The sequence below is a fragment of the Citrobacter sp. Colony219 genome (assembly GCF_019382635.1).
GTDB classification, from domain to species: domain Bacteria; phylum Pseudomonadota; class Gammaproteobacteria; order Enterobacterales; family Enterobacteriaceae; genus Citrobacter; species Citrobacter youngae.
Map to the genome: position 1 here is coordinate 3,344,613 of NZ_CP080033.1, position 15,796 is coordinate 3,360,408.

At 53.4% G+C, this 15,796-nt stretch carries 12 protein-coding genes; 10 read left to right on the forward strand and 2 right to left on the reverse strand.

Features of this window, described 5'->3' with window-relative positions; genetic code table 11:
* Positions 1–100 precede the first annotated feature (100 nt).
* The 6 genes from atoS to JTI85_RS15115 all read left to right on the forward strand — a co-directional run bounded on the left by atoS (position 101) and on the right by JTI85_RS15115 (position 7,364).
* The gene (gene atoS / locus JTI85_RS15090) at positions 101–1,939 is read left to right on the forward strand and encodes a two-component system sensor histidine kinase AtoS (RefSeq protein ID WP_048211111.1); all 1,839 of its coding nucleotides are present in this window, start codon (positions 101–103) and stop codon (positions 1,937–1,939) included.
* Positions 1,936–3,321, forward strand: a complete 1,386-nt coding sequence (atoC, locus tag JTI85_RS15095) for an acetoacetate metabolism transcriptional regulator AtoC (protein WP_048211110.1) — start codon at positions 1,936–1,938, stop codon at positions 3,319–3,321. Before atoS ends, atoC begins: the two co-directional genes overlap by 4 nt.
* A gap of 196 nt (positions 3,322–3,517) precedes the next feature.
* Positions 3,518–4,177: an acetate CoA-transferase subunit alpha gene (atoD, locus tag JTI85_RS15100; protein ID WP_121584838.1), complete on the forward strand. Its 660-nt coding sequence runs from the start codon at positions 3,518–3,520 to the stop codon at positions 4,175–4,177.
* Positions 4,178–4,179: 2 nt separating this feature from the next.
* Positions 4,180–4,830, forward strand: coding sequence for a 3-oxoacid CoA-transferase subunit B (locus JTI85_RS15105; protein WP_048211108.1), 651 nt, complete (start codon positions 4,180–4,182; stop codon positions 4,828–4,830).
* Positions 4,827–6,149 carry a TIGR00366 family protein gene (locus JTI85_RS15110; RefSeq protein ID WP_219351692.1) on the forward strand — a complete coding sequence of 441 codons (1,323 nt, stop codon included), beginning with the start codon at positions 4,827–4,829 and terminating at the stop codon, positions 6,147–6,149. Before JTI85_RS15105 ends, JTI85_RS15110 begins: the two co-directional genes overlap by 4 nt.
* Positions 6,150–6,179: 30 nt before the next feature.
* The gene (locus JTI85_RS15115; protein ID WP_137364524.1) at positions 6,180–7,364 is read left to right on the forward strand and encodes an acetyl-CoA C-acetyltransferase; all 1,185 of its coding nucleotides are present in this window, start codon (positions 6,180–6,182) and stop codon (positions 7,362–7,364) included.
* A 43-nt stretch (positions 7,365–7,407) separates the two neighbouring features.
* Here the strand turns inward: JTI85_RS15115 and gyrA are convergent, their stop codons facing one another.
* On the reverse strand, positions 7,408–10,044 hold the full coding sequence (gene gyrA, locus JTI85_RS15120) for a DNA topoisomerase (ATP-hydrolyzing) subunit A (RefSeq protein WP_048211105.1): 2,637 nt from the start codon (positions 10,042–10,044) through the stop codon (positions 7,408–7,410).
* Positions 10,045–10,202: 158 nt separating this feature from the next.
* Between gyrA and ubiG the strand changes: the two genes are divergently transcribed.
* The 4 genes from ubiG to yfaE all read left to right on the forward strand — a co-directional run bounded on the left by ubiG (position 10,203) and on the right by yfaE (position 15,199).
* Positions 10,203–10,931 (forward strand): bifunctional 2-polyprenyl-6-hydroxyphenol methylase/3-demethylubiquinol 3-O-methyltransferase UbiG, encoded by a 729-nt coding sequence (ubiG, locus tag JTI85_RS15125; protein WP_048211104.1) that lies wholly within the window; start codon positions 10,203–10,205, stop codon positions 10,929–10,931.
* A gap of 487 nt (positions 10,932–11,418) precedes the next feature.
* Positions 11,419–13,704: a class 1a ribonucleoside-diphosphate reductase subunit alpha gene (nrdA, locus tag JTI85_RS15130; RefSeq protein ID WP_219351693.1), complete on the forward strand. Its 2,286-nt coding sequence runs from the start codon at positions 11,419–11,421 to the stop codon at positions 13,702–13,704.
* A gap of 110 nt (positions 13,705–13,814) precedes the next feature.
* Positions 13,815–14,945, forward strand: a complete 1,131-nt coding sequence (gene nrdB / locus JTI85_RS15135) for a class Ia ribonucleoside-diphosphate reductase subunit beta (protein ID WP_003834668.1) — start codon at positions 13,815–13,817, stop codon at positions 14,943–14,945.
* Positions 14,945–15,199, forward strand: a complete 255-nt coding sequence (yfaE, locus tag JTI85_RS15140) for a ferredoxin-like diferric-tyrosyl radical cofactor maintenance protein YfaE (RefSeq protein WP_061068202.1) — start codon at positions 14,945–14,947, stop codon at positions 15,197–15,199. Before nrdB ends, yfaE begins: the two co-directional genes overlap by 1 nt.
* Positions 15,200–15,202: 3 nt before the next feature.
* On the opposite strand, the gene JTI85_RS21505 is transcribed toward yfaE, so the two are convergent.
* The coding region (locus JTI85_RS21505) for an MFS transporter (protein ID WP_255574801.1) at positions 15,203–15,796 on the reverse strand (594 nt) is incomplete at its 5' end.

Below are 15,796 nucleotides of genomic sequence, written 5' to 3' on the forward strand. Positions count from 1 at the left end.
AATGCCCTCTCTTTACGGGAATATGATACACCGCTCTGACACCGTTGTCTTAACCCCTGATAATCGTCGTTTGCCTAAAAAACACTGCACGGATGTGAGAATGCGCAAGCTGAGATGGCTGACGCGTCGTTTATACCCGCGACGTTTACGCAACCAAATGATCATGATGGCCATTCTGATGGTCATTGTGCCGACGATTTCTATTGGTTATATCGTAGAAACCGAAGGCCGGTCAGCAGTCTTATCTGAAAAAGAGAAAAAACTGTCATCGGTGCTCACTCTGCTTAACGGCGCGCTGGGCGATCGCTTTAGCCACTACGCGGATTTACCGCGTGAAGCGCGCATTCGGGCGCTGAATCTTGAGTTGGGGCCCATCACCGAACGGATCACCCAGGCATTTCCTGGCATCGGTGCGGGGTATTACAACAAAGCACTGGATGCAATCATCACCTACGCCCCCTCTGCGTTGTACCAAAGTAATGTCGGTATCACCATCACCGAGGATCACCCCGGTCGCGAAGTGATGCGCAGCAACGCACCTGTGGTTTTTTCCGGACGACAGGTTCGTGGCGACATCCTCAACTCCATGATCCCCATCGAACGGCAAGGTGAAGTCATTGGCTATATCTGGGCGAATGAACTAACGGAAGATATCCGCCAGCAAGCCTGGAAAATGGACGTCAGGATCATTGCCGTACTGGCTGCCGGACTCATCAGTAGCCTGCTGTTGATTGTGCTTTTCTCTCGCCGTCTCAGTGCGAATATCGATATTATCACCGACGGCCTCTCCACGCTGGCGCAAAAAACACCTGCCCGCCTGCCTGAACTGCCCGGCGAACTGGGGCAAATCAGCCGCAGCGTCAATGCGCTGGCACAAACGCTTCGGGAAACCAAAACCCTTAACGACCTGATAATTGAGAACGCAGCAGACGGCGTCATTGCCATCGACAGACAGGGTGATGTCACCACCATGAATCCGGCGGCAGAGCAAATCACTGGCTATCAGTTGCATGAACTGGTCGGACAACCCTATGCAACCCTCTTTGCCGATACTCAGTTCTCCAGCCCGGTACTGGATACGCTGGAGCACGGCACCGAACATGTCGCCCAGGAGGTGAGTTTTCCTGGCCGCGACCGCACTATTGAAATAAGCGTCACCACCAGCAGGATCCATAACGCGCATGGCGAACTAATCGGAGCTCTGGTGATCTTCTCTGATTTAACGGCCCGCAAAGAGACACAGCGCCGGCTGGCACAAACGGAAAGGCTCGCGACACTCGGCGAGTTGATGGCTGGAGTGGCGCATGAGGTACGTAACCCGCTGACAGCAATCCGTGGCTATGTACAGATCATCCGCCAACAAACATCTTTACCAGAACATCAGGAATATTTATCCGTTGTGCTGAACGAAATTGACTCAATCAATAAAGTCATCCAACAACTGTTGGATTTCTCACGCCCGCGACAAAGCCAGTGGCAGCAGGTACAGCTCAATGCGTTGATTGAAGAAACGCTGATCCTCGTGCAAACCGCGGGCCTACAGGCTCGAATCACGTTTACCACGGAATTAGATACCAGCCTGCCAGCCATCGTCGCCGATCGCGAACTCCTCAAGCAGGTGATCCTCAATATTTTAATCAATGCGGTGCAGGCGATAGCCGCACGGGGCGAAATTCGAATCCGCACCTGGCAATACTCGGCCTCACAGCAGGCGGTGATGATTGAAGATAATGGCAACGGTATCGATATTGCCATTCAGAAGAAAATATTCGACCCCTTCTTTACGACCAAAGCATCAGGTACGGGTCTTGGACTGGCGCTAAGCCAGCGCATTATCAACGCGCATCAGGGGGATATCCACGTGACAAGTATGCCGGGCTGCGGCGCAACCTTCACCCTGATTTTACCTCTTAACCCGCAGGGAAATCCGTCAGAATGAAAACGACCTACCGTATTCTCATCGTTGATGACGAAGAAAATGTTCGCCGTATGCTTGCCACTGCGTTTTCCCTGCAAGGGCATGAGACGCACTGCGCCAGCGATGGAAAAGCCGCGCTGACTCTGTTTGCTGATACGCATCCTGACGTGGTACTGATGGACATCCGCATGCCAGAGATGGACGGTATTGATGCTTTGAAAGTCATGCGCGCCCAGCAGCCGCGGATCCCCGTTATTCTGATGACGGCCTACGCCGAAGTGGAGACCGCAGTGGAGGCTCTCCGTAGCGGCGCGTTTGACTATGTGATTAAACCCTTTGATTTGGATGAGCTCAATCTGGTCATTCAGCGCGCACTACAGCTTCAGGCAATGAAGCAGGAGATCCGCAATCTACATCAGGCGCTAAGCACCAGCTGGCAATGGGGGCATATCCTGACTAACAGCCCGGTGATGATGGATATTTGTAAAGACACGGCAAAAATCGCCCTCTCACAGGCGAACGTACTGATTAGCGGTGAAAGTGGCACAGGAAAAGAGCTGATTGCCCGCGCCATCCACTACAACAGCAGACGCGCCAACGGTCCCTTTATCAAAATCAACTGTGCGGCCTTACCGGAATCATTACTGGAAAGCGAACTGTTTGGTCACGAAAAGGGGGCATTTACCGGCGCACAAACCCTACGCCAGGGACTGTTCGAACGTGCGCATCAGGGAACGCTTCTGCTCGACGAGATTGGTGAAATGCCGCTGGTTCTGCAGGCCAAACTGCTGCGTATTTTGCAGGAAAGAGAGTTCGAGCGCATCGGCGGACACCAAACTATTCGCGTCGATATCCGTATTGTTGCTGCCACCAATCGCTGCCTGCAAACAATGGTGAAGGAAGGAACGTTCCGCGAAGACCTGTTTTACCGGCTCAACGTGATTCATCTGACCCTTCCCCCGTTACGCGAACGCCGCGAAGACATCGCTCTGTTAGCGAATCACTTTTTACAAAAATTTAGCTCAGAAAATCAGCGGGATATCATTGAGATCGATCCAACGGCGATGTCCATGCTTACAGCCTGGCCATGGCCAGGAAACATTCGTGAACTGTCTAACGTCATCGAACGTGCAGTGGTCATGAATACCGGCGCGGTGATTTTTGCCGAAGACCTGCCTGCGCAGTTCCGATCACCTGTCAGTACCGTAACAGAAGTAAAAGCAGTTCAGACCGGAGAACGCAATCTGAAGGAAGAAATTAAGCGTGAGGAAAAACGCATCATCCTTGAGGTGCTGGACAATCAGGATGGCAACCGCACCCGCACCGCGCTAATGCTGGGGATCAGTCGGCGCGCTCTGATGTACAAATTGCAAGAGTATGGCATTGATCCGTCAGGCTCCTGATACCTAAATTTGCTATGCAGAGTTTTGCGCAGTGTGCAAAATTCTGCATAGCAACTCCACCTTCCTCTCGCCAGACAATAAAAAATAAACCATAAAATTCAAATAATTAAAAAATAATTTTGCCATTTATCATTCTGGCACCCGGCTTGCAATTCCCTGAGCGTACCCAAAATGGAGTATGCAAAAGGGAAACATAATGAAAACAAAACTGATTACTTTACAAGACGCAGCGAGCTTCTTTCGTGACGGCATGACCATCATGGTCGGCGGTTTTATGGGGGTTGGCACGCCACCTCGCCTTGTCGAAGCCTTACTTGAATCTGGCGTCAGAGATTTGACGTTAATTGCCAACGATACCGCATTTGTCGATACCGGTATCGGCCCCTTAATCGTCAACGGTCGCGTGAGCAAAGTGATTGCCTCGCACATTGGCACCAACCCTGAAACCGGTCGCCGCATGATTGCCGGCGAAATGGACGTACAACTGGTGCCGCAAGGCACTCTGATTGAGCAAATTCGCTGCGGTGGCGCAGGCCTTGGCGGTTTTCTGACGCCAACCGGTGTCGGCACCGTAGTAGAAGATGGCAAGCAGACCATGACGCTCGATGGCAGAGTCTGGTTGCTCGAACGTCCATTACGTGCCGATTTAGCGCTGATCCGCGCACACCGCGCAGACACGCTTGGCAACCTCACTTATCAACTTAGCGCCCGTAATTTTAACCCACTGATTGCCCTTGCCGCCGACATCACACTGGTTGAACCGGATGAAATGGTCGAGATGGGTGAACTCCAGCCAGACCAGATCGTCACCCCTGGTGCCGTTATCGACCATATCGTCATTCCACAGGAGAGCTAATCATGGATGCTAAACAACGTATTGCGCGCCGTGTGGCGCTTGAGCTTCACGATGGGGATGTCGTCAACCTGGGGATTGGTCTGCCGACGATGGTTGCCAACTACCTGCCCGCTGACATTCATATCACATTGCAGTCAGAAAATGGTTTTCTCGGTCTGGGTCCGGTCACAACTGCGCATCCCGACCTGGTAAACGCCGGTGGGCAACCGTGCGGTATTTTGCCAGGCGCGGCGATGTTTGATAGCGCCATGTCGTTTGCGTTAATTCGTGGGGGCCATGTCGATGCCTGCGTGCTCGGTGGGTTACAGGTCGATGAGCAGGCCAACCTCGCCAACTGGGTCGTTCCCGGCAAAATGGTACCCGGCATGGGTGGCGCAATGGATCTGGTAACCGGTGCGCGTAAAGTCATTATCGCCATGGAGCATTGCGCAAAAGACGGCTCAGCGAAGATCCTCCGACATTGCACCATGCCGCTGACGGCACAACATGCGGTGCATATGCTGGTCACCGAACTCGCCGTTTTCCGCTTCATTGACGGCAAAATGTGGCTTACGGAAATCGCGGAAGGATGCGATATCGCCACGCTGCGTGAAAAAACCGAAGCGCAGTTTGATGTCGCCGCCGAGCTGATTATCCTGCGAGGTGATGCATGATCGGCCGCATTGCTCGTTTTATGACGCGCGTGGTCAGCCGCTGGCTGCCTGATCCGCTAATTTTCGCCATGCTGCTAACGCTGTTGACCTTCGGCATCGCGCTGTGGCTGACGCCACAAACGCCAGTCAGCATGGTGAGATTCTGGGGTGATGGTTTCTGGAACCTGCTGGCGTTTGGTATGCAGATGGCGCTGATCATCGTCACAGGCCATGCGTTAGCCAGTTCAGGACCGGTAAAAAGTCTGCTGCGTACGGCGGCGTCTGCCGCCAAAACCCCCGCTCAGGGTGTCATGCTGGTGACGTTTTTCGGTTCAGTCGCCTGCGTCATCAACTGGGGTTTTGGTCTGGTAGTGGGGGCGATGTTTGCCCGTGAAGTCGCACGCCGGGTACCCGGCTCCGACTATCCCCTGCTGATTGCTTGTGCCTACATCGGTTTTCTCACCTGGGGGGGTGGCTTCTCCGGTTCAATGCCATTGCTGGCGGCAACGCCAGGCAACCCGGTTGAGCACGTCGCAGGGTTAATTCCGGTCGCAGACACGCTATTTACCGGTTTCAACATCTTCATCACCGTGGCACTGATCGTCGTAATGCCGTTCATCACACGCATGATGACGCCAAAACCTTCCGATGTGGTAAGCATCGATCCGAAGCTGTTACTGGAAGAAGCTGATTTCCAGAAAAAACTGCCACCCGACGCTCCACCATCGGAAAAACTGGAAGAGAGCCGCATTCTGGCCCTGATCATCGGGGCATTAGGGATTGCTTATCTGGCCCTCTATTTCACCGAGAAAGGCTTCAACATCACCATCAACACCGTCAATCTGATGTTTATGATTGCCGGTCTGCTGCTGCATAAAACGCCGATGGCCTATATGCGTGCCGTTAGCGCTGCCGCACGTAGCACCGCCGGCATCCTGGTGCAGTTCCCCTTCTACGCCGGTATTCAATTGATGATGGAGCACTCTGGTCTCGGCGGATTGATTACCGAGTTCTTCATCAACGTCGCCAACAAAGACACCTTCCCGCTGATGACCTTCTTCAGTTCAGCACTGATTAACTTTGCTGTGCCATCCGGCGGCGGCCATTGGGTTATTCAGGGACCGTTCGTCATACCCGCCGCTCAGGCGCTTGGTGCCGATCTTGGTAAGTCAGTGATGGCTATCGCCTATGGCGAGCAGTGGATGAACATGGCGCAGCCGTTCTGGGCGCTACCTGCATTGGCTATCGCCGGATTGGGGGTGCGCGACATCATGGGGTACTGCATCACCGCCCTGCTCTTCTCAGGCGTCATTTTTGTCATTGGATTGACCTTGTTCTGACAGCCATTACTTACATAAAGGAACAGAAAAATGAAAAACTGTGTCATTGTCAGCGCGGCACGTACCGCAATCGGTAGCTTTAATGGCGCACTGGCGACCACCAGTGCTATCGAGTTGGGATCAACCGTGATAAAAGCGGCAATCGAGCGCGCTCATCTTGATCCGCAGCAGGTTGAAGAAGTGATTATGGGTAACGTACTGCAGGCCGGCCTGGGACAGAATCCGGCGCGTCAGGCATTGCTAAGAAGCGGTCTTTCCGACACCGTTTGCGGCTTCACCGTCAACAAAGTGTGCGGATCCGGCCTGAAAAGCGTGGCGCTTGCCGCCCAGGCAATCAAAGCCGGACAAGCCCAGGCGATCGTCGCAGGGGGGATGGAAAACATGAGCCTGGCCCCCTACCTGTTAGACGCGAAAGCCCGTTGGGGATATCGCCTCGGTGACGGGCAATTGGCAGACGTCATTCTGCGCGATGGGCTGATCTGCGCCGAACATGGCTATCATATGGGGATTACCGCCGAGAACGTCGCTAAAGAGTACGGTATCAGCCGCGAAATGCAGGATGAACTGGCACTGTTATCACAGCAGAAAGCCATTGCCGCAATAGAGTCCGGCGCTTTCCAGGCCGAAATCGTCCCTGTCAGCGTGCAATCACGTAAGAAAACCCTCATTTTTGAACGCGATGAGTTTCCCAAGGCAGACTCCACGGCGGAAGGTCTTGCCGCATTGCGTCCGGCCTTCGACAAAGCAGGTACTGTTACCGCTGGCAACGCCTCGGGGATTAACGACGGTGCTGCCGCTCTGGTGGTAATGGAAGAGTCGGCAGCACTGGCGGCTGGGCTAAAACCGCTGGCGCGGATCAAAGCCTGGGCCAGCGGCGGCGTCGCCCCGGCGATGATGGGCATGGGACCCGTTCCTGCCACGCAAAAAGCGCTACAACGGAGCGGACTGCAACTGTCGGATATCGATCTTATCGAAGCTAACGAAGCCTTTGCCGCGCAGTTTCTTGCGGTGGGTAAAACACTGGGGTTTGATGCACAAAAGGTCAACGTTAACGGTGGTGCGATTGCGCTGGGTCACCCTATCGGCGCCAGCGGCGCGCGTATTCTGGTCACATTGCTGCACGCGTTACAGGCACGGGATAAAACGCTCGGTCTGGCAACGCTGTGTATCGGCGGCGGCCAGGGTATTGCGATGATCGTGGAGCGCATGAACTAAAAAAAAGGGCCGGATTTCTCCGGCCCTTCTCATCACAACTTAATTACTCTTCTGCGTCGTCTGCCGCATCATCGTCGCTTTCAGCTTCAGGAGCGATATCCTCGTCCCCTTCCGCAGCGCTGCCGTCGATGGAGTCGAGCTCTTCATCATCAACCGGTTCAGCAACACGTTGCAGGCCCACAACGTTTTCATCTTCCGCAGTACGGATGAGGATCACGCCCTGGGTGTTACGCCCTACCACGCTGATTTCCGACACGCGTGTACGCACCAGCGTACCGGCATCGGTGATCATCATGATCTGGTCAGTATCTTCAACCTGTACCGCGCCAACAACAGAGCCGTTGCGTTCGGTGACTTTGATGGAGATAACGCCCTGCGTCGCACGAGACTTCGTCGGATACTCTTCCGCTGCGGTACGCTTACCGTAGCCGTTCTGCGTCACGGTCAGGATGGCACCTTCACCGCGCGGAACAATCAGAGAAACAACTTTATCTTCCCCGGCCAGCTTGATACCACGTACACCGGTCGCGGTACGCCCCATCGCACGAACGGCGTCTTCTTTGAAGCGCACCACTTTACCGGCAGCAGAGAACAGCATGACTTCATCGGAACCGGACGTCAGGTCAACGCCAATCAGTTCGTCGCCTTCGTTCAGATTAACCGCAATGATACCGGCTGAACGCGGACGGCTGAACTCGGTCAGCGCCGTTTTCTTCACGGTACCGCTGGCGGTCGCCATGAAGACGTTAACGCCCTCTTCGTACTCGCGTACTGGCAGAATCGCGGTAATACGTTCGTTAGCTTCCAGCGGCAGCAGGTTGACGATTGGACGTCCACGCGCGCCACGGCTGGCTTCTGGCAACTGATAAACCTTCATCCAGTACAAACGACCGCGGCTGGAGAAGCAGAGGATCGTGTCATGGGTGTTGGCCACCAGCAGGCGGTCGATAAAGTCTTCTTCTTTAATGCGTGCTGCTGATTTACCTTTCCCGCCACGACGCTGTGCTTCGTAGTCGGTTAACGGCTGATATTTCACGTAGCCCTGATGAGACAAGGTCACGACAACATCTTCCTGGCTAATCAGATCTTCGATGTTGATGTCAGCGCTGTTCGCGGTGATTTCGGTACGACGCGCGTCGCCGAACTGCTCGCGAACCAGCTCCATCTCTTCACGGATAACTTCCATCAGACGATCGGCACTGCCCAGAATGTGCAACAGTTCGGCGATCTGCTCCAGCAGCTCTTTGTATTCGTCGAGCAGTTTTTCATGCTCAAGGCCGGTCAGTTTCTGCAGACGCAGATCCAGAATCGCCTGGGCCTGCTGTTCAGTCAGGTAGTACTGACCATCACGCACGCCAAACTCAGGTTCCAGCCACTCAGGACGCGCAGCGTCATCACCCGCACGTTCCAGCATGGCAGAGACGTTCCCCAGTTCCCAGGAGCGCGCAACCAGCGCCGCTTTCGCTTCTGCCGGGGTCGGCGCACGACGGATCAGTTCGATGATCGGATCGATGTTGGCAAGAGCAATCGCCAGCGCTTCGAGGATGTGCGCACGGTCGCGGGCTTTACGCAGTTCAAAAATAGTACGGCGAGTAACCACTTCACGACGGTGACGAACAAATGCAGCGATAATCTCTTTCAGGTTCATGATCTTCGGCTGACCATGGTGCAGCGCAACCATGTTGATACCGAAAGAAACCTGCAGTTGGGTCTGGGAGTAGAGGTTGTTCAGCACCACTTCCCCGACCGCATCGCGTTTCACTTCAATCACGATGCGCATACCGTCTTTGTCAGACTCGTCACGCAGCGCGCTGATGCCTTCAACGCGTTTATCTTTTACCAGCTCGGCGATTTTCTCGATCAGGCGTGCTTTGTTCACCTGATACGGAATTTCATGCACGATGATGGTTTCGCGGCCAGTTTTCGCGTCAGCTTCGACTTCTGCACGTGCGCGAATGTATACCTTGCCGCGACCGGTACGGTAAGCTTCTTCGATACCACGACGACCATTGATGATCGCTGCGGTCGGGAAGTCCGGACCCGGAATATGTTCCATCAGCCCTTCAATGCTGATGTCTTCATCGTCAATATATGCCAGACAGCCGTTGACCACTTCCGTCAGGTTGTGCGGCGGAATATTGGTTGCCATACCTACCGCGATACCGGACGAACCGTTCACCAGCAGGTTAGGAATTTTGGTTGGCATAACGTCTGGAATGCGTTCGGTGCCGTCGTAGTTATCGACGAAATCAACCGTTTCTTTTTCCAGGTCAGCCATCAGCTCGTGGGCGATTTTCGACATACGGATTTCCGTATAACGCATCGCAGCTGCGGAGTCGCCATCGACAGAACCAAAGTTACCCTGACCATCCACCAGCATGTAACGCAAGGAAAATGGCTGCGCCATACGAACAATGGTGTCGTAAACGGCGGTATCACCATGAGGGTGGTATTTACCGATTACGTCACCAACGACACGGGCAGATTTTTTATAGGCTTTATTCCAGTCGTTGCCCAATACGTTCATGGCGTAAAGTACGCGACGGTGTACCGGCTTCAGGCCATCTCGGACGTCCGGCAGCGCACGGCCAACAATGACCGACATCGCATAATCCAGATAGGAGCTCTTCAGCTCTTCCTCAATGTTGACCGGTGTAATTTCTCTCGCAAGGTCGCTCATCTAACCGCTATCCCTCTACTGTATCCCGGATTCAAAGGTCGCAAATTATAACACATACGTGAAGATTCAGGTAAATGGATTCCCCCAGACAGAGGCTTTATTCATCCCGTCAGGCTGATATACTCGTTTGCATCGCAAATTTAGGAGTAGAAGCCCCAATGAATGCCGAAAAACCCCCGGTAACTCACAACGTTGACCATGAAGAAATTGCCAAATTTGAAGCAGTCGCGTCGCGCTGGTGGGATCTTGAGGGTGAATTTAAGCCTCTGCACCGCATAAATCCGCTGCGTCTGGGCTATATCGCCGAACGGTCAGGTGGTCTGTTTGGTAAAAAGGTACTCGACGTCGGCTGCGGCGGCGGGATTCTGGCAGAAAGCATGGCGCGTGAAGGCGCAACAGTCACCGGCCTGGATATGGGGTTTGAACCCTTACAGGTGGCAAAACTGCATGCGCTGGAAAGTGGCATTCATGTTGAGTATGTGCAGGAGACAGTCGAAGAACACGCCGAGAAATATGCGCACCAGTATGACGTCGTCACCTGTATGGAAATGCTGGAACACGTACCAGACCCGCAGTCGGTTGTCAGGGCCTGTGCCAGACTGGTTAAACCGGGCGGCGAAGTGTTTTTCTCCACGCTTAACCGCAACGGCAAATCCTGGCTGATGGCGGTGGTCGGCGCGGAATATATTCTGCGCATGGTGCCTAAAGGTACGCACGATGTGAAAAAATTTATTAAGCCCGCTGAACTGTTAGAGTGGGTTGACCAGACCGTACTGAAAGAGCGTCATATGACCGGCCTGCACTACAACCCCATTACCAACACCTTTAAACTGGGCCCCGGCGTGGATGTGAACTATATGGTACATACCACCGCCAAAAGCGAATAAACCGGCACTCATGGCCTGATGACGCTGGATTGTAGGCCGGATAATGCGCGCCAGCGCCGCCATCCGGCACGACTCCGGGCTTTAACGCCTGATGGCGCTTCGCTTATCAGGCCTACGTGATTATGCATCGCCTACTGATCCTGAGTAGGCGTCTCAGGGCAATTTTTGTGCCAGATCATAAGAACTTTCTTTGCCTTAGATGAAGAAATCAGCACTCGATCAAATTTTCTATTTTTTTTCTCAATTATTGACATCCCCGCCAGGCCTTATAAGACGCGCACTTAGCGATTCTTACCCTTTTGCAACCTCAATTTAACCTCAAAATCAACTCTTGTGCTGAAAAGAATCCCTACTAGAATACTCACCATATAGCGTCTATTTTATCAAACAACCCCTACATATAGTATTTATCCACAGACTTAGTCACAACGTGGCACTGTGGATAATATGGGGGATATTTTTTCTTTCACGGACAGGTAAAAACCACATGAATCAGAGTCTGCTGGTGACAAAGCGTGATGGTAGTACAGAGCGCATCAATCTCGACAAAATCCATCGAGTTCTGGATTGGGCGGCAGAAGGACTGAATAACGTATCGATTTCACAGGTCGAGTTGCGCTCCCACATTCAGTTTTATGACGGTATCAAGACTTCCGATATCCATGAAACAATCATCAAAGCAGCTGCAGACCTGATCTCCCGCGACGCGCCGGATTATCAGTACCTGGCTGCTCGCCTGGCAATTTTCCACCTGCGTAAAAAAGCCTACGGCGAGTTTGAGCCGCCAAAACTGTTCGACCATGTGGTCAAAATGGTTGAAATGGGCAAATACGACAATCATCTGCTGGAAGACTACACGGAAGAAGAGTTCAAGCAGATGGACTCGTTCATCGTGCACGACCGTGATATGACCTTCTCTTATGCTGCAGTGAAGCAGTTAGAGGGCAAATATCTGGTGCAAAACCGTGTTACCGGTGAGATCTATGAAAGCGCACAGTTCCTCTACATTCTGGTAGCAGCCTGCCTGTTTTCTAACTACCCGCGTGAAACCCGTCTGGAATACGTTAAACGTTTCTACGACGCCGTTTCTACGTTTAAAATTTCGCTGCCAACCCCCATCATGTCCGGCGTGCGCACCCCAACCCGTCAGTTCAGTTCCTGTGTACTGATCGAGTGTGGCGACAGCCTGGATTCGATTAACGCCACGTCCAGCGCGGTTGTAAAATACGTTTCTCAGCGTGCTGGCATTGGTATCAACGCGGGTCGCATCCGTGCGCTGGGTAGCCCGATTCGCGGCGGTGAAGCGTTCCACACCGGCTGTATTCCGTTCTACAAGCACTTCCAGACGGCGGTGAAATCCTGCTCCCAGGGCGGCGTTCGCGGCGGTGCTGCCACGTTGTTCTACCCGATGTGGCATCTGGAAGTTGAAAGCCTGCTGGTGCTGAAAAACAACCGCGGCGTCGAAGGCAACCGCGTGCGTCACATGGACTACGGTGTACAAATCAACAAGCTGATGTATACCCGCCTGCTGAAAGGCGGTGACATCACTCTGTTTAGCCCGTCCGACGTCCCGGGTCTGTACGACGCATTCTTCGCCGATCAGGACGAGTTTGAACGCCTGTACACAAAATATGAAAACGACGACAGCATCCGCAAACAGCGCGTGAAAGCGGTTGAGCTGTTCTCGCTGATGATGCAGGAACGTGCTTCTACTGGTCGCATCTACATTCAGAACGTTGACCACTGCAACACCCACAGCCCGTTTGATCCGGCTGTCGCACCGGTACGCCAGTCCAACCTGTGTCTGGAAATCGCCCTGCCGACCAAACCGTTGACCGACGTTAACGACGAAAACGGTGAAATCGCGCTGTGTACGTTGTCCGCATTCAACCTGGGGGCAATCAAAGATCTGAGCGAGCTGGAAGAGCTGGCCGTACTGGCTGTGCGTGCTCTCGATGCGCTGCTCGATTACCAGGATTATCCAATTCCGGCCGCTAAACGTGGCGCCATGGGCCGTCGTACGCTGGGTATTGGCGTAATCAACTACGCCTACTGGCTGGCGAAAAACGGTAAGCGTTATTCTGACGGCAGCGCGAACAATCTGACTCACAAAACCTTTGAAGCTATTCAGTATTACCTGCTGAAAGCCTCTAACGAACTGGCAAAAGAGCAAGGCGCATGCCCATGGTTCAACGAAACCACCTATGCGCAGGGTATTTTGCCGATCGATACCTATAAGAAAGACCTCGATGCCATTGCCAACGAGCCGTTGCACCTGGACTGGGAGCAACTGCGTGAGTCCATTAAGACCCACGGTCTGCGTAACTCCACGCTGTCCGCGCTGATGCCGTCGGAGACCTCTTCGCAGATCTCCAACGCCACTAACGGCATTGAACCGCCGCGCGGCTACGTGAGCATTAAAGCATCGAAAGATGGCATTCTGCGCCAGGTTGTGCCGGACTACGAACACCTGCACGACGCGTACGAACTGCTGTGGGAGATGCCGAACAATGACGGGTATCTGCAACTGGTAGGGATCATGCAGAAATTTATCGATCAGTCGATTTCTGCCAACACCAACTACGATCCGTCACGCTTCCCATCAGGAAAAGTGCCGATGCAGCAGTTACTGAAAGACCTGCTCACCGCCTACAAATTTGGTGTCAAAACGCTGTATTATCAGAACACCCGCGACGGTGCGGAAGATTCTCAGGACGATCTGGTGCCATCCATTCAGGATGATGGCTGCGAAAGCGGCGCATGTAAGATCTGATGAATGATGCCGGGTGGCGCTACGCTTACCCGGCCACGATTGCACGGTTTGTAGGCCGGACAAGGTGCTTGCACCGCCTCCGGCGCTCATCCCACAAAGGATTCACATCAATGGCATACACCACTTTTTCACAGACGAAAAATGACCAGCTTCTGGAACCGATGTTTTTCGGCCAGCCGGTGAACGTCGCCCGCTACGATCAGCAAAAATATGACATCTTCGAAAAACTGATCGAAAAGCAGCTCTCTTTCTTCTGGCGTCCGGAAGAAGTCGACGTTTCACGTGACCGCATTGACTTCCAGGCACTGCCGGAACATGAAAAACATATCTTCATCAGCAACCTGAAGTATCAGACGCTGCTGGACTCTATTCAGGGACGTAGCCCGAACGTGGCGCTGCTGCCGCTGATTTCTATCCCTGAGCTGGAAACCTGGGTGGAAACGTGGGCGTTTTCTGAAACGATCCATTCCCGCTCCTACACCCACATCATTCGTAACATCGTGAACGATCCTGCGGTGGTGTTCGACGATATCGTCACCAACGAACAGATCCAGAAACGCGCGGAAGGCATTTCCAGCTACTACGATGAGTTGATCGAGATGACCAGCTACTGGCATCTGCTGGGCGAAGGCACCCATACAGTCAATGGTAAAACGGTTGTCGTCAACCTGCGTGAACTGAAGAAAAAACTGTATCTGTGCCTGATGAGCGTTAACGCGCTGGAAGCGATTCGCTTCTACGTCAGCTTTGCCTGCTCTTTCGCTTTTGCAGAACGCGAACTGATGGAAGGTAATGCAAAAATCATTCGTCTGATTGCCCGTGATGAAGCCCTGCATCTGACCGGCACCCAGCATATGCTGAACCTGTTGCGCAGCGGCGTGGACGATCCGGAAATGGCGGAAATCGCCGAAGAGTGTAAACAAGAGTGCTATGACCTGTTTGTACAGGCCGCGCTGCAGGAAAAAGAGTGGGCGGATTATCTGTTCCGTGACGGTTCGATGATCGGTCTGAACAAAGATATCCTGTGCCAGTACGTTGAGTACATCACCAATATCCGTATGCAGGCTGTTGGCCTTGACTTGCCATTCCAGACACGCTCTAACCCGATCCCGTGGATCAATACCTGGCTGGTATCCGATAACGTCCAGGTTGCACCGCAGGAAGTGGAAGTCAGCTCTTACCTGGTCGGCCAAATCGACGCCGAAGTTGATACCGACGACCTGAGTAATTTCCAGCTCTGATGGGGCGCGTTACTCTGCGCATCTCTGGCACACAACTGCTGTGCCAGGATGAACATCCTTCCCTGCTCGCCGCGCTCGAATCGCACAACATCGAAGTCGAGTATCAGTGCCGTGAAGGTTACTGCGGTTCCTGCCGTACCCGCCTGGTGGCGGGACAGGTTGACTGGATTGCAGAACCTCTGGCCTTTATTCAGCCGGGTGAGATATTGCCCTGCTGTTGCCGGGCAAACGGGGATATTGAGATTGAAATGTAGTGCTTAGTGGACTTCATGCGTGGAGACCAATACCACGTCTGGGCGTTTTTTCATCTGCATGATATACAACGCCCCGGCCAGCACCACCAGCAAAGCCCCGACCAGGTAAATCGCCCGATACCCCACGCCTTCAACCATCATCCCCATAATGAACGCACCAATCGCCATTCCCGCGTCCATTGCATTGAAAAACAGCGAATTGGCAACACCGATTTTGTGCGGCTCCACTGAACTAATAATTTGCGTCTGAAACACAGGCGTCACTGAGCCATAACCAATACCAATTAATCCTCCTGCCAGAATCATCATGATACTCCCGTTGGTGTAACCCAGCGCCACCAACCCAACGGTGAAGGCCAGTAAGCACGGATAAACCACGTATTTCGGCCCTTTTCTATCACAGATATTGCCGGTAAAGGTTCGGCAGACCATCAGGCAAATAGCGTAGCACAGCAGGAAATTACTGGCGGCTGCCATCAAATCCAATTCGCGGGCATACAGTGCCAGGAAGGCGGAAACGCCTGCGTAAGAGAAGGTCATGAAAAACGTCACCAGTGCGAAAGGCAGCGCGGCGCGATCAAACATGGCGGCAAACCC